General features: G+C 72.8%; 17 protein-coding genes and 1 riboswitch. Of the genes, 13 read left to right on the top strand and 4 right to left on the bottom strand.

The genetic code is table 11. From position 1 onward, the window contains the following. Positions 1-67: 67 nt before the first annotated feature. The 6 genes from ACIQD7_RS05135 (at position 68) to ACIQD7_RS05110 (ending at position 8,909) form a co-directional block, all read left to right on the top strand. Positions 68-2,143, top strand: coding sequence for a glycogen debranching N-terminal domain-containing protein (locus tag ACIQD7_RS05135; protein ID WP_402439461.1), 2,076 nt, complete (start codon positions 68-70; stop codon positions 2,141-2,143). A 121-nt stretch (positions 2,144-2,264) separates the two neighbouring features. Beyond that, the gene (locus tag ACIQD7_RS05130) at positions 2,265-3,035 is read left to right on the top strand and encodes an NUDIX domain-containing protein (protein ID WP_121828396.1); all 771 of its coding nucleotides are present in this window, start codon (positions 2,265-2,267) and stop codon (positions 3,033-3,035) included. A 121-nt stretch (positions 3,036-3,156) separates the two neighbouring features. Beyond that, the gene (locus tag ACIQD7_RS05125; protein WP_402439459.1) at positions 3,157-4,935 is read left to right on the top strand and encodes an ATP-binding cassette domain-containing protein; all 1,779 of its coding nucleotides are present in this window, start codon (positions 3,157-3,159) and stop codon (positions 4,933-4,935) included. 160 nt (positions 4,936-5,095) lie between these two features. Further along, on the top strand, positions 5,096-5,983 hold the full coding sequence (locus ACIQD7_RS05120) for a FadR/GntR family transcriptional regulator (protein ID WP_121828398.1): 888 nt from the start codon (positions 5,096-5,098) through the stop codon (positions 5,981-5,983). A 380-nt stretch (positions 5,984-6,363) separates the two neighbouring features. Beyond that, a complete protein-coding gene (locus ACIQD7_RS05115; RefSeq protein ID WP_121828433.1) occupies positions 6,364-7,908 on the top strand; it encodes an RNA polymerase sigma factor in 1,545 nt (514 codons plus the stop codon). A 182-nt stretch (positions 7,909-8,090) separates the two neighbouring features. Further along, complete coding sequence (locus ACIQD7_RS05110) at positions 8,091-8,909, top strand: S1 family serine peptidase (protein ID WP_402439457.1); 819 nt, start codon at positions 8,091-8,093, stop codon at positions 8,907-8,909. Positions 8,910-9,086: 177 nt separating this feature from the next. Here ACIQD7_RS05110 and ACIQD7_RS05105 read toward each other — a convergent pair whose 3' ends face one another. Then, on the bottom strand, positions 9,087-9,317 hold the full coding sequence (locus tag ACIQD7_RS05105) for a hypothetical protein (protein WP_030211728.1): 231 nt from the start codon (positions 9,315-9,317) through the stop codon (positions 9,087-9,089). A gap of 433 nt (positions 9,318-9,750) precedes the next feature. Here ACIQD7_RS05105 and ACIQD7_RS05100 point away from each other — a divergent pair, with 433 nt between their 5' ends. From ACIQD7_RS05100 to ACIQD7_RS05090, 3 genes are all read left to right on the top strand, one after another. Continuing rightward, positions 9,751-11,868 carry a type IIA DNA topoisomerase subunit B gene (locus ACIQD7_RS05100; RefSeq protein WP_402439455.1) on the top strand — a complete coding sequence of 706 codons (2,118 nt, stop codon included), beginning with the start codon at positions 9,751-9,753 and terminating at the stop codon, positions 11,866-11,868. Positions 11,869-12,100: 232 nt separating this feature from the next. Next, positions 12,101-12,586, top strand: a complete 486-nt coding sequence (locus tag ACIQD7_RS05095) for a DUF485 domain-containing protein (protein WP_402439453.1) — start codon at positions 12,101-12,103, stop codon at positions 12,584-12,586. Continuing rightward, positions 12,583-14,175, top strand: a complete 1,593-nt coding sequence (locus tag ACIQD7_RS05090; protein ID WP_402439451.1) for a cation acetate symporter — start codon at positions 12,583-12,585, stop codon at positions 14,173-14,175. The genes ACIQD7_RS05095 and ACIQD7_RS05090 overlap by 4 nt, the downstream gene beginning before the upstream one ends. A gap of 26 nt (positions 14,176-14,201) precedes the next feature. Here ACIQD7_RS05090 and ACIQD7_RS05085 read toward each other — a convergent pair whose 3' ends face one another. Together ACIQD7_RS05085 and ACIQD7_RS05080 are read right to left on the bottom strand one after the other, a co-directional pair. Then, a complete protein-coding gene (locus tag ACIQD7_RS05085) occupies positions 14,202-14,903 on the bottom strand; it encodes a response regulator (RefSeq protein ID WP_402439449.1) in 702 nt (233 codons plus the stop codon). Further along, positions 14,900-16,585: an ATP-binding protein gene (locus ACIQD7_RS05080; RefSeq protein ID WP_402439447.1), complete on the bottom strand. Its 1,686-nt coding sequence runs from the start codon at positions 16,583-16,585 to the stop codon at positions 14,900-14,902. The genes ACIQD7_RS05085 and ACIQD7_RS05080 overlap by 4 nt, the downstream gene beginning before the upstream one ends. A 218-nt stretch (positions 16,586-16,803) precedes the next feature. Between ACIQD7_RS05080 and ACIQD7_RS05075 the strand changes: the two genes are divergently transcribed. Continuing rightward, complete coding sequence (locus tag ACIQD7_RS05075) at positions 16,804-17,859, top strand: CobW family GTP-binding protein (protein ID WP_402439445.1); 1,056 nt, start codon at positions 16,804-16,806, stop codon at positions 17,857-17,859. A gap of 26 nt (positions 17,860-17,885) precedes the next feature. Here ACIQD7_RS05075 and ACIQD7_RS05070 read toward each other — a convergent pair whose 3' ends face one another. Further along, a complete protein-coding gene (locus tag ACIQD7_RS05070; protein ID WP_402439443.1) occupies positions 17,886-20,345 on the bottom strand; it encodes a DNA topoisomerase (ATP-hydrolyzing) subunit A in 2,460 nt (819 codons plus the stop codon). A 181-nt stretch (positions 20,346-20,526) separates the two neighbouring features. Here ACIQD7_RS05070 and ACIQD7_RS05065 point away from each other — a divergent pair, with 181 nt between their 5' ends. From ACIQD7_RS05065 to ACIQD7_RS05055, 3 genes are all read left to right on the top strand, one after another. After that, a complete protein-coding gene (locus tag ACIQD7_RS05065; RefSeq protein WP_402439441.1) occupies positions 20,527-21,873 on the top strand; it encodes a M16 family metallopeptidase in 1,347 nt (448 codons plus the stop codon). A gap of 26 nt (positions 21,874-21,899) precedes the next feature. Then, positions 21,900-23,267: a M16 family metallopeptidase gene (locus tag ACIQD7_RS05060; RefSeq protein ID WP_402439719.1), complete on the top strand. Its 1,368-nt coding sequence runs from the start codon at positions 21,900-21,902 to the stop codon at positions 23,265-23,267. 276 nt (positions 23,268-23,543) lie between these two features. Continuing rightward, a riboswitch (cyclic di-AMP (ydaO/yuaA leader) is annotated at positions 23,544-23,709 on the top strand. Between the two features lie 12 nt (positions 23,710-23,721). Further along, a complete protein-coding gene (locus ACIQD7_RS05055) occupies positions 23,722-24,492 on the top strand; it encodes a M23 family metallopeptidase (protein ID WP_121828409.1) in 771 nt (256 codons plus the stop codon). The last annotated feature ends 26 nt before the right edge of the window (positions 24,493-24,518 follow it).

Raw genomic sequence — 24,518 nt, 5'->3', positions numbered from 1 at the left:
CGTACGAACCGTGCCGCCGACACTCCGCCGGCCGCCCGGTCCGCACAGAGAGCACCCCGCACCCGCCATGGCCTCCAGCCCCGTCCCGGCCCCCAGTCCCGTCCCGGCCCCCGGCCGCCCCACCGGTCCTCCGGCCGGCCTCGCCCCCGGCGCCGCGCTCCCGCGCGCGGCGCGCCCGGTGGAACTTCCCCCAGTGCACGGCACGCTCGTCTGCGTCGCCCTGCCCGCCCTCGCCCTCTGCGCCGAGCACGGCCAGCTCACCGGCGAGGGACCCGAGGGCGTGTACGCGGCGGGGCTACGGCTCCTCTCCCGCTGTGTCCTGCGAGTGGCGGGCCGGGAACCCGTCGCCCTCCAGGGCCGCATGGAGTCCGCCGACCGGGCGGTGTTCCTCGGCGTCCTGCGCGCCCCCGGAGAACCCGGACCCGACCCCGGCCTCACCGTCGAACGCACACGGAGCGCCGACGGCACCGAGCGGATCACCCTGCGAAGCGCCGCCGCCCGCCCCCTCCGGCTCCCCGTGGAAATCGCTCTGGGCACGGATCTCGCGGACCTGGGCGCGGTGGCGACCGGCAGGCCCGGACCCGAACTCGCGGCGAGCGTCCACGGAACCGGACTGCGCTGGACCGGAAGCGACGGACGGTCCGCCGCCGTCACCGCGGATCCGGCGCCCTCGGACTCCCTGGCGGCGGCCGGAGTCCTGCGCTGGGAGGCCGAGCTGGCTCCCGGAGCCGCGTTCAGGATCAGCCTCCGGGTACGAGGAGAGGCGACGGCCCGCCCCACGGGCTCCCCGGGTACGGGTTCCGGGCGGCCGGGCGGCCATCTCCTCGCCGAGGCCCTGGCCGAGGCCGACGACCCGCGCCCCGGCGCACTGCTGCGCACATCCGTCGAGGACCTGCGGGCCCTGCTCCAGCGCACCCCGGAGCACCCCGCGGACGTGTACCTCGCCGCCGGCGTCCCCTGGCGCTGCGGACCGGTCACCGCCGAGGCGCTCTGGGCGGCCCGGATGGCCCTTCCCCTGGGCACCCGGCTCGCCGCCACCACCCTGCGCGCCCTCGGCCGCACCCAACTCCCAGGCGAAGGGCCCGAGTCCGGCCGCATCCCCGGTCCTCTCAGGGACGCGGGCCCGCACCTTCCGCCCCGCTGCACGGGCGTCGAGGCCACGCTCGCCTTCCCGGCCGTGCTCGCCGAGGCCCGCCGCTGGGGGCTGCCGTCGGCGGACCTGGAGGAACTGCTCCCCGTCGCGGAGCGCTGCCTCGACTGGCTGCGCCGCGCCGCCGGCCCGGACGGCCTCGTGCCGGACCCGGGGCCCGCCGGGCCCCGGTGGGCCGAGACGCAGGCGCACGCGCACCGGGCGGCCCTGCTCGGCGCGGACCTCCTCGACGCCTGCGGGAGACAGGGCGGCGACGCGCTGCGCGACACGGCGAAGACGCTGCGCGAACGGTTCCGGCGCACGTTCTGGGTCGACGACACGGCAGGGGGCCGCCCCGCCCTCGCCCTCGCGGCGGACGGCCGGGCCTGGTCCCGGCCGGGCGGCTGGGCGGCACATCTGCTCGACACCGGGCTGCTGGGCGGCGGCCGGTACGCGCAGGGACTGCTGGACCGGGCGGAGACCGAGCGGGTGGCCCGAATGCTCGGTACCCCGGCCCTCGACTCGGGCTGGGGACTGCGCGGCCTGGGCGCCGAGGAGCCGGGCCACAACCCCTTCGGCCACCGGACGGGCGCGGTCCGGACGCACGACACGGCCGTCGCCGTGGCCGGTCTCGTCGTCGCGGGACACGAGAAGGAGGCCGCCTCCCTGCTGCGGGGACTGCTCGACGCGGCGCAGGCCTTCGACCACCGGCTCCCCGAGATGTACGCGGGGGAGCGGCGGACGACGGGCGGCCGCCCGGTGCCCCACCCGGCCGCGTGCCGTCCGGCGGCCGTCGCAGCCGCCGGGGCGGTGCACGCCCTCCTCGCCCTCGCGGGGATCCGGCCCGACGCCCCGGGCCGGTCCGTCTCGGTGCGCCCACTCTCCTCCGCACCCCTCGGAGCGATCCGCCTGTCGGGGCTCGTGGTCGCGGGCGAGCCCTTCGCCGTGCGGGTGAGCGGGCTCGGTCTCGGTATGGTCGAGGAGGCCGCAGAGGGTCTTCAGCTGGGGGTGTGAGGGGATGGCGGACACGGACACGAGAGAAGCTTCACGGTACGCCGGAGAACGCACCGGGGAAGTCGTCGCCGAAGATTCCACGGGGCGTGTTTATCGTCAGGAAGACGACTATGATCGCGACATGCCTCCCTACGACCCGTCGGCCTTTCCGCCCTTCGCCGTCACCGTCGATCTGGTCGTGCTCACCGTGCGGCGCCACGCGCTCTGCACCCTGGTCGTGCGGCGGGGAGAGACGCCGTTCCAGGGGCGTTGGGCCCTGCCCGGCGGCTTCGTGCGGGCGGAGGAGGACCTCGGCGCCGCCGCCGCGCGCGAACTGGTCGAGGAGACCGGCCTCCGCGCGTACGACCCGGCCGCCCCGTCGCCCGTACCGAGCAATGGCGCGCACCTGGAGCAGCTGGCGACGTACGGGGCACCCGACCGCGACCCCCGGATGCGGGTGGTGAGCGTCGCGCACCTGGCCCTCGCCCCCGACCTGCCCGCGCCCAGGGCGGGCGGCGACGCCAACAGCGCCCGCTGGGCCCCCGTCGAGGAACTGCTCGGGGAGGACGCGGCCGCCGGTGCCGACGGCGGGGGAGGGGGGACGCTCGCCTTCGACCACTCCCGGATCCTCGCCGACGGGGTGGAGCGCGCCCGTTCCAAGATCGAGTACTCCTCCCTGGCCACGGCCTTCTGCCCGCCGGAGTTCACGGTCGGAGAGCTGCGGCGCGTCTACGAGGCCGTCTGGGGCGTCGCCCTGGATCCGCGCAACTTCCATCGCAAGGTGACCGGCACGCCCGGTTTCCTGGTCCCGGCCGGTGGCACCACGACCCGTCAGGGAGGGCGTCCCGCCCAGCTCTTCAGGGCAGGTGGGGCCACCCTCCTCAACCCGCCCATGCTGCGCCCCGAGGTCTGAGGGAGCGGACATCCGGCGCCCCTGGGCGCCAATCCTGCGTGGAAAGTCCTAAATGTGGCGTTATCTTGCTGCGATAGCGCCGCCCTGCCGCGGAGCGGTGTCACCTACCGCGAGAGAAGCGATGCTCCAGGCAATCGGACTGACCAGCACTCCCCGCAGCGATCGCCCGCCCGCCGTGGACGATCTGACCTTCGAGGCCCGGCCGGGCGTCGTGACCGCTCTCCTCGGCCCCCCGGGCTCCGGAAAGACCACCGCCCTCCGTCTCATGCTCGAACTCGAGCCGGGGCGCGGGATCACCCACTTCCGGGGCCGGCCGCTGCACCGCATCGCCCACCCTCCCCGCGAGGTGGGCGTGCTCCTCGGCGACGTCCCCGGTCACCCCTCCCGTACGCTCCGGGGCCAGCTCCGGATGCTCTGCGCCGCCACCGGGGTTCCCACCTCCCGGGCCGAGGAACTGCTGCGGAGCACGGGCCTCGCAGGCCTGGAGCGCCGGCCGATCGGCACCCTGCCCATCGGTGCGGACCGCCGACTCGGCCTAGCCTCCGCCCTGTTGGGGGGCCCTCACACGCTGCTGCTCGACGAGCCGGGCGCCGGCCTCTCCGCGTCCGAGAGCGGGTGGCTGTACACGTTCCTGCGCGCCCACGCCTCCGGGGGCGGCACGGTGCTCTACACCACGGCGGATCCCAAGGACGCCGCCCGCAACGCCGACCGGGTCGTCACCCTCGACTGCGGCCGGCTCGTCGCCGCCCAGGAGGCCGCCGAGTTCGCCCGCACCCGGTTGCGCCCCCGGGTCACCGTCCGCACCCCGCACGCCGCGCGCCTGGCCTCGGTCGTGGCCCGGGAGGCGAGGGCCGCCCGCCGTCCGGTCGAGGTGGTCGCGGAGGACGGCAACCGGCTCTCCGTCTACGGCAGCGACTGCGCGTCCGTCGGAGACGCGGCCTTCCGGCACGGCGTACCGGTCCACCACCTCGCCGACGAGGACGGCACCCGCGAGGAGCCCACCGCAAGGCCGCACACCACCGCGCCCGCCCCCGTATCCGCGTCCACGGCGCGACGTACCGACGAGCCTTCCGCGGCCACCGCCCACGACGCCCCGGCAGAGCCGCCGGTCGCCGCCCGGCGGCCGATGCGCTCGCCCCTGCGCCCGCTCCGATACGAGGTCCACCGGCTCCTGGGCGTGCCGTCCACGCCGCTCGTCGTGGCGGGCGTCCTCCTGGTCTCCGTGACGTTCGCCCTGCTCCTCGGGCGGAGCGGCCGCACCGCGCTGCCCGCCGTCCTCGCCGGCTGGCCCGCGATCTCCCCGCTGCCGCCCGCCGCCCTGGGGGCCGGGCTGCTCGGCGCCTTCTCCTTCGCGGAGGAGTACCGCTACCCCGCGCTCACCACCGGCCGTGGAGCGGTGCCCCGCAGGCCGGGCCTGCTGTTCGCGAAGCTCGCCGTGGCGGCGGCCGTCGCCCTCGTGCTCGGGGCTCTCGTCGTGGCGGTCGACCTGGGGGCCCTGCGGCTCTTCTACGGAACCGAGTTGATCCCCGTACCGAGGAAATGGCCGATTCTCTGTGCGAATTGGCTGGGCCTGCTCGTCGGCTGCGCCTGGGCCGGGGTGCTCGGCGCCGGGGTGTTCCGGGCCGCCGCGGCCGGAGTGGCGGCGGTCCTCGCCGTACCGGTGGCCTTCGCCCCGCTGCTGCAGAAGGTGCTGACGGGGCCGTCGGTGCGGTCGGTGGCCGGACTCCCGGCGCGGCTGCGCGAGTTCGCGGGCCCGCACTGGTCACCGGCCGTGGACCGCTGGCTGGCCGGGGGGTTGCAGGTGCTCGGGCAACCCGCGGGGGTGGCGCTCTCCCTGACGTTGACGGGGCTGTTCTGCGCGTATGTGCTCACCGGCCTTCGCCGCGGAGCCCGTTGGTGATCGCGTGCGGACCGAAAGGTTCCGGATCGTCCTCAACTGTCATGCGGTATGAGCGTTATGCCCGATTAATCGTCAATTGTGTAAGGGGTGCCGATCACCCTTTCGTGTGCTTTTCACCAAAGACCTCAAGGGCCACGGAGGCAGCGCCGACAAAGGATGCGTGAGTACCCTTGCGCACACCATGATGACCGCCGCCCGCTCCGTCGACTCCGGTCTCGGCACCCCGGGCGATCTCGACCGCTACCCCTACGCGGAGGCCCCCGCCGCCGGCCGCGTGGGCCCGCCCTCCTGGGAGGGGGTGGACACCGACCTGGGCCGCGTCGGCCGCAGGAGCGCGGGCAACCGCGGACGCGGACTGCACGGACAGCTCGTCCAGCAGCTCGGCCAGATGATCGTCTCCGGCGACCTCGGGGCCGACCGCCCGCTCGTCCCCGAGGAGATCGGCCAGCGGTTCGAGGTCTCGCGCACCGTCGTGCGCGAGTCGCTCCGCGTCCTGGAGGCCAAGGGACTCGTCAGCGCCCGCCCCAACGTCGGCACCCGCGTCAGGCCCGTCAGTGACTGGAACCTCCTCGACCCCGACATCATCGAGTGGCGCGCCTTCGGCCCGCAGCGGGACGACCAGCGCCGCGAGCTGAACGAGCTGCGCTGGACGATCGAGCCCCTGGCCGCCCGCCTCGCCGCCGGACACGGCCGCGAGGACGTGCAGCAGCGCCTCGCCGACATGGTCGAGATCATGGGCCACGCGTTCGCCCAGGGCGACGGCATCACCTTCTCCCGGGCCGACACCGAGTTCCACTCCCTCCTCATCCAGCTCGCCGGGAACCGGATGCTGGAGCACCTCTCCGGCATCGTCGCCGCCGCGCTCCAGGTCTCCGGCGGCCCCGCCACCGGCTGCGACCGGCCGAGCGAGGCCTGCCTCGCCCACCACGCCCGGATCGTGGACGCGCTCGCCGCCGGCGACGCGCAGGGCGCCGAGGCGGCCATGCGGCAGCTGCTCACGGTCCACCCCGAGGTGGAGCGTGTCGTCCCGGCTCCCCGCGAACACTGACCCGCGGGCCGTGGCCGGGAGCGGGAGGGCGTACGCGCCGCGTGTGACCGGATCCGGGCGCCGTCCTGGGAGCCCGGCCGGGCGGCCCCGGGGCGGCGCCCGGGTCCCGGAGGTGGGAAATGTGCGCCGATCGACCGGTCTGGCCGTTTCCTCACCGATGAGGTGTGACTCGGGCCACGAAGATTGGGCGTAACACTCCTCCGAGCCGTGCGATGACCTAAGAGGTGACAGCCGAGGAAGGAATACAGCAGCCGACGGAGGCGCTGTCCAGTTCCCCGGTCCAGCCCGCGCCGTCGGCACATCCCCCGTCGACGGTCGTCGGCTCCAGCCCGATCCAGGGCGGGGCCGGAAGCCGTTTCCATCGTTCCGAGAGGTTGTTCGTGTCGGCCAGCACATCCCGTACGCTCCCGCCGGAGATCGCCGAGTCCGAGTCTGTGATGGCGCTCATCGAGCGGGGAAAGGCTGATGGGCAGATCGCCGGCGATGACGTGCGTCGGGCCTTCGAGGCTGACCAGATTCCGCCAACCCAGTGGAAGAATGTTCTGCGCAGCCTCAATCAGATCCTCGAGGAAGAGGGTGTGACGCTGATGGTCAGTGCAGCGGAGTCGCCGAAGCGCGCCCGCAAGAGCGTCGCTGCGAAGAGCCCGGCCAAGCGCACCGCCACCAAGACCGTCACCGCCAGGGCGACCGTGACGAAGTCCGCCGTCCCGGCCGCGGCCCCCGCCGCCGAGGGCGCCGACCCGGCCGACGAGGCCGGTTCGACCGCCAAGAAGGCGGCCGCGAAGAAGACCGCCACCAAGAAGACGGCGGCCAAGAAGACCGTCGCCAAGAAGACGGCGGCCAAGAAGACCGCGTCCAAGAAGGACGCCGACGAGCTCGTCGAGGGCGAGGAGCTCCTCGAGGACGTCGCTCCCGGCAAGGGCGAGGACGAGGAGACCGAGGGCGAGACCAAGGGCTTCGTCCTGTCCGACGAGGACGAGGACGACGCTCCGGCGCAGCAGGTCGCGGTCGCCGGTGCCACCGCCGACCCGGTCAAGGACTACCTCAAGCAGATCGGCAAGGTCCCGCTGCTCAACGCCGAGCAGGAGGTCGAGCTCGCCAAGCGCATCGAGGCCGGCCTGTTCGCCGAGGACAAGCTCGCCAACTCGGACAAGCTCGCGCCGAAGCTCAAGCGCGAGCTGGAGATCATCGCCGAGGACGGCCGCCGGGCCAAGAACCACCTCCTGGAGGCCAACCTCCGCCTGGTGGTCTCCCTGGCCAAGCGCTACACCGGCCGGGGAATGCTCTTCCTGGACCTGATCCAGGAGGGCAACCTGGGTCTGATCCGCGCCGTCGAGAAGTTCGACTACACCAAGGGCTACAAGTTCTCCACGTACGCCACCTGGTGGATCCGTCAGGCGATCACCCGCGCCATGGCCGACCAGGCCCGCACCATCCGCATCCCGGTGCACATGGTCGAGGTCATCAACAAGCTCGCGCGCGTGCAGCGCCAGATGCTCCAGGACCTGGGCCGCGAGCCCACCCCGGAGGAGCTGGCCAAGGAGCTCGACATGACCCCGGAGAAGGTCATCGAGGTCCAGAAGTACGGCCGCGAGCCGATCTCCCTCCACACCCCGCTGGGTGAGGACGGCGACAGCGAGTTCGGCGACCTCATCGAGGACTCCGAGGCGGTCGTCCCGGCCGACGCGGTGAGCTTCACGCTCCTCCAGGAGCAGCTGCACTCCGTCCTCGACACGCTCTCCGAGCGCGAGGCGGGCGTCGTCTCGATGCGCTTCGGCCTCACCGACGGCCAGCCGAAGACGCTGGACGAGATCGGCAAGGTCTACGGCGTGACCCGCGAGCGGATCCGCCAGATCGAGTCGAAGACGATGTCGAAGCTCCGTCACCCGTCCCGCTCGCAGGTGCTGCGCGACTACCTCGACTGACGCGACCGTCCCGGCCGGGACGGACCCGTCTCGTACGGATCCGAAGATCCGTACGAGACGCGCGGAGGTACACCGAAGGGCCCGGTTCCCCGAAAGGGGGAGCCGGGCCCTTCGGGTGTGCGCCGCGGCTCCGGGTGCTGGACGCTGGGTGAATCGACATCACCGGAGAGTCAGGAGGCTCCATGCGTGGTTCCCTCACCCGAGCATTGACGGGTGCTCTGGGACTGATCACCGCGGCGGCGGGACACCTCGCCCTCGCCGCCCCCGTGGCCGCCGACAGCGTCGTGGTGGGCGGCCGCCAGGTCGGGATCACGGACGCGCCGTGGGTCGTGGCGCTGTCCAGCCGTGACCGGTTCGGGGGTACGCGTGCGGGACAGTTCTGCGGAGGCGTGGTCGTCGCGCCCACCAAGGTGCTCACCGCGGCCCACTGCCTGGGCCGGGAGGTGCTCGGCGGCGAGCCGTGGGAGGTGCGAGACTTCGCGGTCATCGCCGGCCGGGCCTCGCTGCGCGGCCAGGGCGGCCAGGAGGTCCGCGTCTCCGACACGTGGATCAACCCCGACTACGACCCGACGACCAATGCGGGCGATCTGGCGGTCCTCACGCTGGTGAGCCCGCTGCCGGAGTCGTACATGATCGGCGTCGCCCGCGCGGGGGACCCCGCGTACGCGCCCGGCACGGCGGCGGACGTCTACGGCTGGGGCGACACGAGCGGCCGGGGGAGCTACGCCTCCGCGCTGCGGACGGCGCGCGTCCAGGTGCTGCCGGACACGGCGTGCGAGCGGGCGTATCCGGGCGGTTCCGGCGTCCGGTACCAGAGCGGCACGATGGTGTGCGCGGGCGACCCGCGGGGCGGCAGGGACGCGTGCCAGGGGGACAGCGGAGGCCCGCTGGTGGCCGAGGGGCGCCTCATCGGCCTGGTGTCCTGGGGGAGCGGCTGCGGGGAGGCGGAGAACCCGGGCGTCTACACGCGCGTCTCGGCGGTGCTGCCGGAGCGCTTCTGAGAGGTGCTCGGGTCCGGGAGGGAGCGCCGGGACGGGCTCCGGAAGGCTTCTCCGCGACGAGCTCCGGGAACGCTCCGGACGGGGATACGAGAACGGGCGGTCACTCCCCGCAGTACGGGGGTGACCGCCCGCCGTCCGGTCAGCGACCGGCCCTGGGCTCGTCGTGGATGCGGGGCGTCAGTGCTCGTCGCCCACCGTGCGGGCCGGCACGTCCGTCAGCCGGTCCGTCTCATCCTGTATCTCAACGGCGATCTTCTTGAGTTCCGGCTCGAACTTACGTCCGTGGTGGGCGCAGAAGAGCAAGTCACCTCCGCTGGTCAGGACGACACGCAGGTAAGCCTGGGCGCCGCAGCGGTCGCAGCGGTCAGCGGCCGTCAGGGGGCTCGCGGGGGTCAGAACAGTAGTCACGTCGCCTCTTCTCTAGCTCGACGAGCTGTCGTACCAGGGTCAACATCCAACCAGGCCGAAAACGTTCCCGCTCGTGGCTTTTCCTTGAAACTTCTTCCCAAGGTGGCTGTCTGCTGCCGGTTGGCGGCGAATGAGCCGTATTGCGTCGCTCTACGGATTTCGCGTTGCTTGTCTCGGTCAGGCCCTCCCGGCGGTTGCCGGTTGTTCATGAGGACGTGCCCGGAGCCTAAATGGTTCATGCCTCGAAGGGAACGTGATGTTCACGTCACCCGATCGAGGGATCGAACATTCATGCGACGCTGGACTAGCATGAGGAATCGGGGAGGGTGGCGTGACAACGGCTCTACCAGGCATCGGTACCCTCTGAAGCCGGTGACCGACGCCGGGCCTTACCCACCGGGCCAGATTTCAAATTCAGCGAGGAGCGAACCGCGTGACCGCCGAGACGTCCGTGCCGTCCAGTGCGCTGCTGACCGCAGACCGTGACGGTTCCAACTACACCGCGCGGCACCTGCTCGTACTGGAAGGGCTCGAAGCGGTCCGCAAGCGCCCCGGCATGTACATCGGGTCCACCGACAGCCGCGGCCTGATGCACTGCATCTGGGAGATCATCGACAACTCCGTCGACGAGGCGCTCGGCGGCTACTGCGACCACATCGAGGTCCTCCTCCACGAGGACGGTTCCGTCGAGGTCCGGGACAACGGCCGGGGCATCCCGGTCGACGTCGAGCCGAAGACCGGCCTCTCGGGCGTCGAGGTCGTCATGACCAAGCTGCACGCCGGCGGAAAGTTCGGCGGCGGCTCGTACGCCGCCTCCGGCGGTCTGCACGGCGTCGGCGCCTCCGTGGTCAACGCCCTGTCGGCCCGCCTCGACGTCGAGGTCGACCGGAACAGCTCCACCCACGCGATCAGCTTCCGCCGGGGCGTCCCCGGCGTCTTCACGGAGCAGGGCCCCGACAGCCCCTTCGACCCGGCCAACGGCCTCCGCAAGAGCAAGCGGATCCCCAAGACCCGCACCGGCACCCGCGTCCGCTACTGGGCGGACCGGCAGATCTTCCTCAAGGACGCCAAGCTCTCCCTGGAGACGCTCCACCAGCGCGCCCGGCAGACCGCATTCCTCGTGCCCGGCCTCACCATCGTGGTCCGCGACGAGCGGGACCTGGCCGGGGTCGGCAAGAGCGAGGAGACCTTCCGCTTCGACGGGGGCATCAGCGAGTTCTGCGAGTACCTCGCGCAGGACAAGGCCGTCTGCGACATCCAGCGCCTCACCGGCCAGGGCACCTTCAAGGAGACCGTCCCGGTCCTCGACGAGCGCGGCCACATGACCCCCACCGAGGTCACCCGCGAGCTCGCCGTCGACGTCGCCCTGCGCTGGGGCACCGGCTACGACACCACGGTCAAGTCCTTCGTCAACATCATCGCCACCCCCAAGGGGGGCACCCACGTCTCCGGCTTCGAGCAGGCCGTCACGAAGACGGTGAACGAGGTGCTGCGCTCGGCCAAGATGCTGCGCGTCGCCGAGGACGACATCGTCAAGGACGACGCCCTGGAGGGGCTCACGGCCGTCGTGACCGTGCGCCTCGCGGAGCCGCAGTTCGAGGGCCAGACCAAGGAGGTCCTCGGCACCTCCGCCGCCCGCCGGATCGTGGCGAACGTGGTGGCCAAGGAGCTCAAGGCCTTCCTCACCTCCACCAAGCGGGACGACAAGGCGCAGGCCCGCGCCGTCCTGGAGAAGGCCGTCGCCGCGGCCCGGACCCGGATCGCGGCCCGCCAGCACAAGGAGGCCCAGCGCAGGAAGACCGCGCTGGAGTCCTCCTCCCTGCCGGCCAAGCTGGCCGACTGCCGCAGCGACGACGTGGAGCGCAGCGAGCTCTTCATCGTCGAGGGCGACTCGGCCCTCGGCACGGCCAAGCTCGCCCGCAACAGCGAGTTCCAGGCCCTGCTGCCGATCCGCGGCAAGATCCTCAACGTCCAGAAGTCGTCCGTCGCGGACATGCTCAAGAACGCCGAGTGCGGCGCGATCATCCAGGTCATAGGAGCGGGCTCGGGCCGCACCTTCGACATCGACGCGGCCCGCTACGGCAAGGTCATCATGATGACCGACGCCGACGTCGACGGCTCCCACATCCGCACGCTGCTCCTCACGCTCTTCCAGCGGTACATGCGGCCCATGGTCGAGGCGGGGCGGGTCTTCGCGGCCGTCCCCCCGCTGCACCGCATCGAGCTCGTCCAGCCGAAGCGGGGCCAGGACAAGTACGTCTACACGTACTCGGACAACGAGCTGCGGCAGACCCTGCTGGAGTTCCAGCGCAAGGGGGTCCGCTACAAGGACTCCATCCAGCGCTACAAGGGCCTGGGCGAGATGGACGCCGACCAGCTCGCGGAGACCACGATGGACCCGCGCCACCGCACCCTGCGCCGGATCAACATCGGCGACCTGGAAGCGTCGGAGCAGGTCTTCGACCTCCTCATGGGCAACGACGTCGCGCCCCGCAAGGAGTTCATCACCAGCTCGGCGGCGACCCTCGACCGCTCGCGCATCGACGCCTGAGGACCCTCCACCCGCGGGCGGAGCCGTGCGCTCCGCCCGCGGGCCCGACCGCACGGCCGCCGACCCTCCGCGGACCGTGCGGTACGCATATCAGCACGGTTTTGTCAGGCGACCCGGGAAAAGAGTCACCTGATGAGGTGAAGTGAGGGAGGAGAAGAGTCCGGGAAGTTCCCGCTCTGTCCATCCTTGTGCACGCGGCCGGAACGGTTCGCTGACAAGGAGAGTTGGACCGGTGGAGCAGGTGGACAAGCAGGAGGGGCGCGGCGCTTCGGCGGTGCCGGTCGACGACCCCTGGGACGACGTGTCGGCCGCCACCCGGGACGGGCTGGCCGAGACCGGCACGACCGGCGGCGGCCGCCCGGGCGCGGTGCCGCGACAGCGGGTCCCCAGCGCGGCGGAGATCTATCTGGAGGTCCAGCGGAGCCCCGCCTTCCAGCAAGTGCGCGGCCGCTACCGCCGGTTCGTCTTCCCCGCGACCTTCGCCTTCCTGGCCTGGTACCTCGCCTACGTCGTGGCCGCGACCGCCGCGCCGGGCCTCATGGCCCGCCCGGTCGCCGGAGCGGTGAACGTGGCGATGGTCGCGGGCCTCGGCCAGTTCCTCACCACCTTCCTGCTGACCTGGGCGTACGCGCGCCACGCGCGGCTGCGCAGGGACCGGGCCGCCCTCGAACTGCGCTGGGACACCCAGGAGATGACCCGAGGGGCGGTGCGGTCGTGACCAGAGACCACCAGACCCTGGCGCTCGTGCTCTTCAGCGCCTTCGTCGCCGTGACCCTGGGCATCACCACCTGGGTGAGCCGCAGCCGGCGCGGCTCGGCGGAGGAGTTCTACGCCGGAGGGCGCCTCTTCTCTCCCATGGAGAACGGCTTCGCCATCGCCGGCGACTACATGTCCGCCGCGTCCTTCCTCGGCATCTCCGGCCTGATCGCCCTCTATGGCTACGACGGCATGTTGTACTCCGTCGGATTCCTCGTCGCCTGGCTCGTCGTCCTCCTGCTGGTCGCCGAACTGGTCCGCAACTGCGGACGGTTCACGCTGGCCGACGTCGTCGCCGCGCGGATGGCCGAGCGCCCCGTGCGGATCGCCGCCGGAACGTCCTCGGTGGCCGTCTCCGTGCTGTACCTGGTGGCGCAGATGGTGGGCGCCGGAAGCCTGGTCGCCCTGCTCCTCGGCGGCACGAGCGAGGCGGCCCGCTCCTGGACCGTGATCGGGGTGGGCGCGCTCATGGTGATCTACGTGTCGCTCGGCGGCATGAGGGCCACCACCTGGATCCAGATCGTCAAGGCGGTCCTGCTCATGGCGGGCACGGTCGCGCTCACCGTCCTCGTCCTGTTCCGCTTCCACGGCGACGTGAACAGCCTGCTCTCCACCGCCGCCGAACGCAGCGGCCACGGCCTCGACTTCCTCGCCCCCGGACTCCGCTACGGCGGGGACTGGACGGCCCGCCTCGACTTCATCAGCCTCGGCCTCGCCCTGGTCCTGGGCACCGCGGGACTGCCGCACATCCTGTCGCGCTTCTACACCGTGCCGACCGCCCGGGCCGCCCGCCGCTCCGTCGTCTGGTCCATCGGACTCATCGGCAGCTTCTACCTGATGACGATCGTGCTCGGTTTCGGCGCGGCCGCCCTGATCGGCCCCGACGAGGTCCGGGCGTCCAACGCGGCCGGGAACACCGCCGTACCGCTGCTCGCGCTCGACCTCGGGGGCGGCGCGGGCTCCACCGGGGGCACGGTGCTCTTCGCGATCGTCGCCGCCGTCGCCTTCGCGACCATCCTCGCCGTCGTCGCGGGCATCACCCTCGCCTCCTCGGCATCCGTCGCCCACGACCTGTACGCCTCGCTGCGCCGCAAGCACGCCAAGCAGTACAGCGAGGTGGCCGTGGCCCGGGTCGCCGCGGTGGTGATCGGCGCCGCCGCCATCGGCCTCGGCCTGCTCGCCAGCGACCTCAACGTGGCCTTCCTCGTCGGCCTCGCCTTCGCCGTCGCGGCCTCCGCCAACCTGCCGGTGCTGCTCTACTCGCTGTTCTGGCGGAAGTTCACGACCCGGGGCGCGGTCTGGGCGGTGTACGGCGGGCTCGTCCCGGCCGTCCTGCTCGTCCTGGTCTCGCCGGTCGTCTCCGGCAGCCCGGAGTCGCTGTTCCCCGGCGTCGACTTCCACCTCTTCCCGCTGCAGAACCCGGGACTGATCTCCATCCCGCTCGGCTTCCTCGCCGGGTGGATCGGCACGGCCACCTCGACCGAGCCGCCCGACGAGGCACGGCACGCGGAGACCGAGGTCCGGGCGCTGACCGGGGCGGGAGCGGTCTGAACCGCGCGGCGGCGGTCCGGCCCGCGTCAGGCGGTGGGCGGTGAGCTCGCCCAGGCGTACCGGTGCTCGGGGCGGCCCGTCTCGCCGTACCGGAGCGAGAGGCGCACCCGGCCGGTCCGTTCCAGGAGCTTGAGATAGCGCTGCGCGGTCTGGCGGCTGACGCCGGACCGCTCGGCGATCTCCTGCGCGGACAGCGGCCCGCCGGAGGCGAGCAGCACCTGCCGGACCAGCTCCGCCGTGGTGGGGGAGTGGCCCTTCGGCAGGTCGGGGGCGACGGAGCCCGCCGCCAGGACCCCGAAGATCCGGTCCACCTCCGCCTGCTCGGCCTCGCCCCCGCCCTCCAGGGTGCGGCGGAGCGTCGCGTACGCCTCCAGCTTGCCGCGCAGGCCGGCGAAGTTGAACGGCTTGACCAGGTACTGGAGGGCGCCGTGCCGCATCGCCGCCTGCACGGTGGCCACGTCACGGGCCGCCGTCACCATGATCACGTCGCACTGGTGGCCGCGCGCGCGGAGCTTCCGTACCGCCGCGAGGCCGTTCTCGTCCGGCAGGTAGTGGTCCAGGAGGATCAGGTCCACGGGCCGCTCCTCCAGGGCGGCGAGCGCTCCGGCGGTCGAATGGGCGGTGGCGACGACCCGGAAGCCGGGCACCTTGGCGACGTAGGCGGCGTTGATCCGCGCCACCCGCACGTCGTCGTCCACCACGAGCACGTCGATGAGGACGTCGGTCATCGCGCCTCCTCGGCGGGTCCCAGGGCGGCCGGGACGTCGGACGGGACCCCGGCCGGTGCGTCGCTCAGGGCGTCGGGCAGGACGACGGCGAACTCGGCCCCGCCGTCGGGGCCCCCGGCCACGGTCGCGGTGCCGCCCCGGCGCTCGGCCAGCCGGCGCACCAGGGCGAGCCCGAGCCCCCGCTTCCCGTGGACCGGCGGGGCCTTCGTCGTCCAGCCCTCGGTGAAGATCAGCTCGCGCCGCTCCTCCGGCACTCCCGGGCCGCTGTCCGAGACCCGCAGCACGACCGTACGGTCCTCGGTCCGGAAGGAGACGCCGACGCGGGCGTCCGGGGTGCCGGCGGCCGCGTCCAGGGCGTTGTCGACCAGGTTGCCGACGACGGTGACCAGTTCGCGCGGGTCGACCAGCCGGTCCGGCAGGAGCGAGTCCGGCGCGAGCCGCAGCGAGACGCCGCGCTCGGCGGCGACGGTGGCCTTGCCGACGAGCAGCGCGGCCAGGAGCGGGTCGTGGACCTTCTCGGTGACCTGCTCGGCGGTGGCCCGGTGCACCCCGACCACCTCGGTGACGAACTCCACCGCCTCCTCGTGCATCTCCAGCTCCAGGAGGCCGAGGAGGGTGTGCATCCGGTTGGCGTGCTCGTGGTCCTGGGCGCGCAGGGCGTCGATGAGTCCCCGGGTGGCGTCCAGCTCGCGGCCGAGGTGCTCCAGCTCGGTGCGGTCGCGGAGGGTCGCCACCGCGCCGCCGTCGTCCGTGGGCATCCGGTTCGCGATCAGCACCCGGTGCCCCCGGACCGTGACCAGGTCCTCGCCGGTGACCCGGCCCGCGAGGACGTCGGCGGTGCGGCCCCGGCCGAGGACCTCGTCGAGCGGCCGGCCCGCCGCCTCGGGGCCGAGGCCGAGGAGCCGCTGCGCCTCGTCGTTCATGAGCCGTACGGAGCCGGTGCGGTCCAGGGCGACCACGCCCTCCCGGATGCCGTGCAGCATGGCCTCGCGTTCGGCGAGGAGCGCGGAGATGTCCGAGAAGGCCAGGTCGTGGGTCTGCCGCTGGAGCCGCCGGGAGATCAGGTACGCGGCCAGGGCGCCGACCGCGAGCGCGCCGCCCGCGTGGGCGAGGAGGCCGGGGATCGCGCCGAGGAGCCGGTCGCGGACGCTGTCGTACTCGATGCCGACGGAGACCGCGCCGACGGTCCGTCCGTCCGCGTCGCGCAGCGGCACCTTGCCGCGCGCCGACCGGCCGAGCGTGCCGCTGTCGATCTCCATGACCTCCCGCCCGGCCAGGGCCGCGCTGGGGTCGGTGGAGACGACCCTGCCGATCTGTACGGGGTCGGGGTGCGACCAGCGCACCCCGCGCGTGTCCATGACGACGACGTACTCGGCGCCCGTGGCGGCCCGGACCCGCTCGGCCTCCGTCTGCACCGGGCCCCGCGCGGACGGCGGCCCGCCGGTGAGGCCGGCGGCGAGCCGGGGCGACGCGGTGGTCCCGGCGATGGCCAGGGCCCGCCGCATGGCCTGGTCGTCGAGCTGGGCGCTCAGCGGAGCCAGGAAGAGGCCGGTGGCGAGCACGGTCACCCCGGTCGCGACGGCCAGCTGCATCAGCAGGACCTGCGCGAACACCCGCCGGGGCCACCCGAACCGCCGACGGCGCGTGAGGGGGCGCGGGAATCCGGTCCGTACGGGGGTCATGCCCGAAAAGGTACGGGGCCACGGCCCGGCACCGGAAATGAGCGACGGCCGGGGGAGGGGGCGTGCGGTACCGGAGCGGGGGTAGGGCCCAGGAGACCGAGACCCGCCCCGCGCCGCCCCGGAAGCCCGGCCTGGGCCCGGGGCCCGCCTATCCTGGGGCTTTCCGCGGGGCGGTGCGTCGCGGGTCCCACGACCGAGTACGACCGGAGGCACGTTCCTTGACCACGCAGCAGATCCCCGTCGTCGTCCTGGCAGGGTTCCTCGGGGCCGGGAAGACCACGCTCCTCAACCATCTGCTGCGCAGCGCCCGGGGCACCCGCATCGGGGTCATGGTCAACGACTTCGGGGACATCGGCATCGACGCGATGACCGTCGCCGGGCAGGTCGGATCCACCGTCTCCCTCGGGAACGGCTGTCTGTGCTGCGCCGTCGACGCCAGTGAGCTCGACGAGTACCTGGAGGTCCTGACCCGGCCCGAGTCCCGGCTCGACGTGATCGTGATCGAGGCGAGCGGACTCGCGGAGCCGCAGGAACTGGTCCGCATGGTGCTCGCCAGCGAGAACGAGCGGATCGTGTACGGAGGACTCGTCGAGGTCGTCGACGCGGCCGAGTTCGGGGCCACCCGCCGGCGGCACCCCGGCACCGACCGGCACCTGGCCGTCGCGGACCTCGTGGTCGTCAACAAGGCCGACCGGGTCTCCGCCGACGAGCTGCGGAGCGTACGGGAGACGGTCGCGGACCTCGCCGGACGCGCCGCCGTGATCGAGGCCTCCCACGGACGCGTCGACCCCGAGCTGCTCTTCGACCGGGTCGTCCCGGACGACGAGATCGAGGGCCAGATGTCGATCGAGGACGTCCTGTACGGCTCCGACGACGCCGCCGACCACCCGCACGCGTCCTACGAGACCGTCTCGCTGACGGCCTCGACGCCGCTCCACCCGCGCCGCCTGATGACGTTCCTCGATTCCCGCCCCGAAGGGCTCTACCGGATCAAGGGCTTCGTCGACCTCGGCGCCGCCGACCCGGCCAACCGCTACACCGTGCACGCCGTCGGACGCTTCCTGCGCTTCTACCCCGAGCCCTGGCCCGCCGGAGAACAGCGCCTCACCCAGCTCGTCCTGATCGGCTCCGGCGTCGACGCGGCCGGCCTGCGCAAGGAACTCGCCGCCTGCGAACTGAACGGCCCGCAGGACGTCCCCGACGAGTCCAGCATGTGGGGCCTGCTGCGGTACGTGCCCCGGACGGAGGAGGAGCCGGAGGAGACCCTGTTCTAGGTCTCCTCCGGCTTGCCCCGCCCGGCCTAGCTGGCCGGGCCCGCCAGCACGTCCACCGGCTTCGCCAGCGGCGTGCCCGAGCCGTCGCGGCGGGGGTCGGTCTCCGGGAGCTCGACCGGGGTGCCGTTCTTCTGGGCGGCGCGGACCGGGGTGGCGCCCGCCCAGGCCAGGATCAGGACGTCCTCGCCCTTCAGGAAGCGCTGGCAGCGGACGCCGCCGGTCGCGCGGCCCTTGCGCGGGTACTGGTCGAAGGGCGTCAGCTTCGCCGACGTGCCGGCGGAGGAGTCCAGGGCCCCCGTGGAGCTCGCCACCGTGAAGACCACCGCGTCCGACGCCGGGTCGACCGCCGTGAACGAGAGGACCTCGGCCCCCGCGGCCAGCTTCACGCCCGCCATGCCGCCCGCGGGCCGGCCCTGGGGCCGCACCTGGGACGCCGGGTAGCGCAGCAGCTGGGCGTCGGAGGTGATGAAGACCAGGTCCTCCTCGCCCGTCCGCAGCTCGGTCGCGCCGACGATCCGGTCACCCTCCTTGAGGGTGATGACCTCCAGCTCGTCCTTGTTCGCCGGATAGTCCGGGACCACCCGCTTCACCACGCCCTGGAGCGTGCCGAGGGCGAGACCCTGCGAGGCCTCCTCCAGGGTGGTCAGGCAGACCACCGTCTCGTCCGCCTCCAGGGAGACGAACTCCGACAGCGGCGCGCCGCCCGCCAGGTTCGGCGCGGACGCGGTGTCCGGCAGCTGCGGCAGGTCGATGACCGAGAGCCGCAGCAGCCGCCCGGCCGAGGTCACCGCGCCGACCTCGCCGCGCTGGGTGGCGGCCACCGCCGACACGATCACGTCGTGCTTGACCCGCTTCGCGTCCGGGTCGGTCGGGGGCAGCTCCCCCGTCGCCGTACGGGCCAGCAGACCGGTCGAGGAGAGCAGCACCCGGCAGGGGTCGTCCGCGACCTGCAGGGAGGTGGCCGTGACGGGCGCGCCCGCCGACTCCAGCAGGACGGTCCGCCGGTCCGTGGCGAACTTCTTGGCGACCGCGGCCAGCTCCGCCGAGACCAGCTTGCGCAGCTCCGCGTCGGATTCGAGGATCCCGGTCAGCTCGTCGATCTCGCCGTTGAGGCGGTCGCGCTCGCCCTCCAGCTCGATCCGGTCGAACTTGGTGAGGCGGCGCAGCGGGGTGTCCAGGATGTACTGCGTCTGGATCTCGCTCAGGGAGAAGCGCTCCATCAGGCGCTCCTTGGCCTGCGCGGAGTTCTCGCTCTCCCGGATGAGGCGGATGACCTCGTCGATGTCGAGCAGGGCCACGAGCAGGCCCTCGACCAGGTGGAGTCGGTCGCGCTTCTTGGTGCGGCGGAACTCGGAGCGGCGCCGGACCACGTCGAAGCGGTGGTCCAGGTAGACCTCCAGGAGCTCCTTGAGGCCCAGGGTGAGCGGCTGTCCGTCGACGAGCGCCACGTTGTTGATGCCGAAGGACTCCTCCATCGGCGTCAGCTTGTAGAGCTGCTCCAGGACCGCCTCGGGCACGAAGCCGTTCTTGATCTCGATGACCAGGCGCAGGCCGTGGCTGCGGTCGGTGAGGTCCTTGACGTCCGCGATGCCCTGGAGCTTCTTGGAGCCGACCAGGTCCTTGATCTTGGAGATGACCTTCTCCGGGCCGACCGTGAACGGCAGCTCGGTCACGACGATGCCCTTGCGGCGCGCCGTCACGGTCTCCACGGTCGTGGTGGCGCGGATCTTGAAGGAGCCGCGCCCCGACTCGTAGGCGTCCTTGATGCCGGAGAGGCCGACGATGCGGCCGCCGGTCGGCAGGTCCGGGCCGGGCACGAAGCGCATCAGCGTCTCGAGGTCGGCGCCGGGGTGCCGGATCAGGTGGCGGGCGGCCGCGACGACCTCGCCGAGGTTGTGCGGGGGCATGTTGGTCGCCATGCCGACCGCGATGCCGGACGCGCCGTTGACCAGGAGGTTCGGATAGGCGGCGGGCAGCGCCACCGGCTCCCGCTCCTGGCCGTCGTAGTTCGGCGAGAAGTCGACCGTGTCCTCTTCGATGGACTCGGTCATGAGCAGCGCGGCCGGGGCCATCCGCGACTCGGTGTACCGCATGGCGGCCGGCGGGTCGTCGTTCCCGAGGGAGCCGAAGTTGCCGTGGCCGTCGACGAGGGGGAGGCGCATGGAGAAGGGCTGTGCCATGCGGACCATCGCGTCGTAGATCGACGCGTCGCCGTGCGGGTGCAGCTTGCCCATCACCTCGCCGACGACCCGGGCGCACTTCACGAAGCCGCGGTCGGGACGCAGCCCCATCTCGTTCATCTGGTAGACGATGCGGCGCTGGACGGGCTTCATCCCGTCGCGGGCGTCCGGGAGCGCGCGCGAGTAGATCACCGAGTACGCGTACTCGAGGAAGGAGCCCTGCATCTCGTCGACGACGTCGATGTCGAGGATCCTCTCCTCGTACGCGTCGTCCGGCGGCGGTGTCTTCGTGCTGCGGCGGGCCATCGCGGCTGCGGCTCCTTCACCAACAAGGTTGATCTGACGCGGACCATTGTGGACCGTGCCACCGACAACGCCGACCGCGACCCGGAAGAGGGACATCTCGAAGGGGCGGGAACTTCGCCAGGTGTCGGCGCGCTTGCATACAGTGGCAGGACTTTTTCACATCGCGATCGAAGGGACGTACATGCCCATGGGTCACACGGCCACGGCCGAGGCCGGCTCCGGCGGCCTGACAGCGACCGAGCACCGGTTGGCGAACGGCCTGCGCGTGGTGCTCTCGGAGGACCACCTGACCCCGGTCGCCGCGGTCTGCCTCTGGTACGACGTCGGCTCGCGCCACGAGGTCCGGGGCCGCACGGGGCTCGCCCACCTCTTCGAGCACCTGATGTTCCAGGGCTCGAAGCAGGTCCACGGCAACGGGCACTTCGAGCTGGTGCAGGGCGCGGGCGGCTCGCTCAACGGCACGACGAGCTTCGAGCGCACCAACTACTTCGAGACCATGCCCACGCACCAGCTGGAGCTCGCGCTCTGGCTGGAGGCCGACCGCATGGGCTCGCTGCTCGCCGCCCTGGACGACGAGTCCATGGAGAACCAGCGGGACGTCGTCAAGAACGAGCGCCGCCAGCGCTACGACAACGTGCCGTACGGCACGGCCTTCGAGCGGCTGACCGCCCTCGCCTACCCGGAGGGCCACCCGTACCACCACACGCCCATCGGCTCCATGGCCGACCTGGACGCGGCGACCCTGGAGGACGCGCGGGAGTTCTTCCGCACGTACTACGCCCCGAACAACGCGGTGCTGTCTGTCGTCGGCGACATCGACCCGGAGCAGACCCTCGCCTGGATCGAGAAGTACTTCGGCTCCATCCCCGGCCACGACGGCAAGCCCGCGCCGCGCTCCGGCGAGCTGCCCGACGTCATCGGCGAGCAGTTGCGCGAGGTCGTCGAGGAGGAGGTCCCGGCGCGCGCCCTCATGGCCGCCTACCGGCTCCCGCACGACGGCACGCGCGCGTGTGACGCCGCCGACCTGGCCCTGACGGTCCTGGGCGGCGGGGAGTCCTCCCGGCTGCACAACCGTCTGGTCCGCCGGGACCGCACGGCCGTCGCCGCCGGCTTCGGCCTGCTGCGGCTCGCCGGGGCGCCCTCGCTCGGCTGGCTGGACGTCAAGACGTCCGGCGGCGTCGAGGTCCCGGAGATCGAGGCGGCCGTCGACGAGGAGCTCGCCCGCTTCGCCGCCGAGGGCCCCACGGCCGAGGAGATGGAGCGCGCGCAGGCCCAGCTGGAGCGCGAGTGGCTGGACCGGCTCGGCACCGTCGCGGGCCGCGCGGACGAACTGTGCCGGTTCGCCGTGCTGTTCGGTGACCCGCAGCTCGCCCTCACCGCCGTCGACCGCGTCCTCGACATCACCGCCGAGGAGGTCCGGGAGGCCGCCGCGGCCCGGCTGCGCCCGGACAACCGCGCGGTCCTGGTCTACGAGCCGGTGGCCACCGAACAGAGCGAGAGCGACGAGGAAGAGGGGGCGGACCGGTGACCGACACTGCCGCGTCTTTGACGAGCATGGACTTCCACCCGCAGCCGGCGCCGGGCACCGCCCGCCCCTGGGCCTTCCCGGCCCCCGACCGCGGCACCCTGGAGAACGGCCTGACCGTCCTCACCAGTCACCGCCCCGGCCAGCAGGTCGTGGCCGTGGAGGTCTTCCTGCCGGCCCCGCTGGACGCCGAGCCCGCCGGTCTCGACGGCGTGGCCACCATCATGGCCCGCGCCCTCTCCGAGGGCACCGACCGGCACGGCGCCGAGGAGTTCGCGGCCGAGCTGGAGCGCTGCGGCGCCACCCTCGACGCGCACGCCGACCACCCGGGCGTACGGGTCTCCCTGGAGGTCCCGGTCTCCCGGCTGCCCAAGGCGCTCGGACTGCTCTCCGAGGCCCTGATCGCCCCGGCGTTCCTGGACACCGAGGTCGAGCGCCTGGTGCGCAACCGCCTGGACGAGATCCCGCACGAGACGGCCAGCCCGGCCCGGCGCGCCGCCAAGCAGCTCTCCAAGGAGCTGTTCCCGGCCGACTCCCGGATGTCCCGGCCGCGCCAGGGCACCGAGGAGACCGTCGGGGCGATCGACGCCGCCGCGGTCCGCGCCTTCTACGAGGCGCACGTGCGGCCCGCCACGGCCACCGCCGTGGTCGTCGGCGACCTGACCGGGGTCGACCTGGAGAAGGTCCTCGCGGAGACGCTCGGCGCCTGGACCGGCGAGCCCGGCGAGCCGCTGCCGATGCCGCCGATCACCGCCGACGACACCGGCCGGGTCGTGATCGTGGACCGCCCCGGCGCCGTCCAGACCCAGCTGCTCATCGGCCGGATCGGCCCCGACCGGCACGCCCGCGTCTGGCCGGCCCAGGTCCTCGGCACGTACTGCCTCGGCGGGACCCTGACCTCGCGCCTGGACCGGGTCCTGCGCGAGGAGAAGGGCTACACGTACGGAGTGCGGGCCTTCGGGCAGGTGCTCCGCTCGGACGCCGAGGGGAACGGCGCCGCGATGCTCGCCATCAGCGGCTCCGTCGACACCCCCAACACGGGCCCGGCCCTGGACGACCTCTGGAAGGTGCTGCGCACCCTGGCCGCCGAGGGGCTCACGGACGCCGAGCGGGAGACGGCCGTGCAGAACCTGGTGGGGGTGGCGCCGCTCAAGTACGAGACGGCCGCCTCCGTCGCCGGGACGCTCGCCGACCAGGTCGAGCAGCACCTCCCGGACGACTTCCAGGCCCAGCTGTACGCGCGCCTGGCCGAGACCGGCACCGTCGAGGCGACCGCGGCCGTGGTCAGCGCCTTCCCGGTGGACCGGCTCGTCACGGTCCTGGTGGGCGACGCGGCGCGGATCGCGGAGCCGGTGCGGGCGCTCGGGATCGGTGAAGTCACCGTCGTCAGCGGCTGATCGACCCCGTCCGGCCGGAGGCCCACCGCCACCGGCCGGGGCGGAAGGAGGACCCCGACGAGCCGTCACGTCGGGGTCCTCCGCGCACCCGGAGGAGAGGGGCCCCGGCGGGCCGACCGGTGAACCACCGGATGAATTGTCCGTATTGACGGCAAGGGTGATCATCTGCCCTGTGGCATGTCTTACAAAAGGCCGTGTTCGGTTGGTGATCGACTGGGGCTCCGCATAGCGTCGGTCCGGCTGTTCGCCAGTTGCACCCGCCGCGCCCGCGGCACCGGACAGTCATCGCCGAGTCCCCGTCAGGCGCGAGCCTGGGGAGCCGGGGACCCGCACGCAGTCCCTGGGGTGAATCGGACGCCTTCGTCCCGTACGGAGGGGCCCGTAGGAGACCTTCCTGCTCCGAACCCGTCAGCTAACCCGGTAGGCGAGAAGGAAGGAAAGGAACAACGTCTTCATGGCGTTCACCCGTGCCACCGGGAAGCATCGTGGGTCGAGCCGGATGGCGCGCCGCGGCGCGGGCATCGCCGGCGTGGCGACGCTCGCCACCACCGGCGTCATCGGAACCCTGGCCTCCCCGGCGCTCGCCGCCGACACGGACAACCGCTCCCCCGAGGACACCGGTCTCACCCAGGTGATCACCGAGGACTCCCTCGTCGACCGGCTCAACGCCCAGGCCGACGCCCAGGACCGGCAGGCCTTCGAGGCCGTCGTCGAGGAGAAGGCCAAGGCCGAGGCGAAGCGCAAGGCCGAGGCCCGCGCCAAGGAGATCCGCGAGGAGCGGGCCCGCGCCGCCCGCGAGGCCGAGCGCCGCCGCCTGAACTCCTTCCAGCTCCCCGTCGCCGGCTCGTACGTCTCCACCGGCTACCAGACCGGCGGCTCGCTCTGGTCCTCCGGCAGCCACTCCGGCGTCGACTTCCACGCCGCCTACGGCAGCCGGGTCGTCTCCGTCGGCTCCGGCACCGTCGTCGAGGCCGGCTGGGGCGGCGCGTACGGCAACAACATCGTGATCCGGATGAACGACGGCACGTACACCCAGTACGGTCACCTCTCCTCCATCGGGGTGTACGTCGGCCAGACCGTCGAGCCGGGCCAGCAGATCGGCGTCTCGGGCTCGACCGGCAACTCGACCGGCCCGCACCTCCACTTCGAGGCCCGTACGAGCGCCGACTACGGCTCGGACATCAACCCGGTCTCCTACCTCCGCGCCCGCGGCGTCGCCGTCTGACCCGGCGTCCCGCGCGCCCCTGACCA

The sequence above is a fragment of the Streptomyces sp. NPDC093071 genome (assembly GCF_044754545.1).
In the GTDB taxonomy this organism is placed as follows: domain Bacteria; phylum Actinomycetota; class Actinomycetes; order Streptomycetales; family Streptomycetaceae; genus Streptomyces.
This window is presented reverse-complemented; position numbering and strand designations above follow the sequence as displayed.

What these genes read in the sequence shown, in the direction of transcription:
- ACIQD7_RS05070 (WP_402439443.1), bottom strand. Translation starts at nt 20,345, where the DNA reads ATGGCCCGCCGCAGCACGAAGACACCGCCGCCGGACGACGCGTACGAG.
- ACIQD7_RS05080 (WP_402439447.1), bottom strand. Translation starts at nt 16,585, where the DNA reads ATGACCCCCGTACGGACCGGATTCCCGCGCCCCCTCACGCGCCGTCGG.
- ACIQD7_RS05130 (WP_121828396.1), top strand. Translation starts at nt 2,265, where the DNA reads ATGCCTCCCTACGACCCGTCGGCCTTTCCGCCCTTCGCCGTCACCGTC.
- ACIQD7_RS05065 (WP_402439441.1), top strand. Translation starts at nt 20,527, where the DNA reads ATGCCCATGGGTCACACGGCCACGGCCGAGGCCGGCTCCGGCGGCCTG.
- ACIQD7_RS05085 (WP_402439449.1), bottom strand. Translation starts at nt 14,903, where the DNA reads ATGACCGACGTCCTCATCGACGTGCTCGTGGTGGACGACGACGTGCGG.
- ACIQD7_RS05110 (WP_402439457.1), top strand. Translation starts at nt 8,091, where the DNA reads ATGCGTGGTTCCCTCACCCGAGCATTGACGGGTGCTCTGGGACTGATC.
- ACIQD7_RS05125 (WP_402439459.1), top strand. Translation starts at nt 3,157, where the DNA reads ATGCTCCAGGCAATCGGACTGACCAGCACTCCCCGCAGCGATCGCCCG.
- ACIQD7_RS05060 (WP_402439719.1), top strand. Translation starts at nt 21,900, where the DNA reads ATGGACTTCCACCCGCAGCCGGCGCCGGGCACCGCCCGCCCCTGGGCC.
- ACIQD7_RS05055 (WP_121828409.1), top strand. Translation starts at nt 23,722, where the DNA reads ATGGCGTTCACCCGTGCCACCGGGAAGCATCGTGGGTCGAGCCGGATG.
- ACIQD7_RS05135 (WP_402439461.1), top strand. Translation starts at nt 68, where the DNA reads ATGGCCTCCAGCCCCGTCCCGGCCCCCAGTCCCGTCCCGGCCCCCGGC.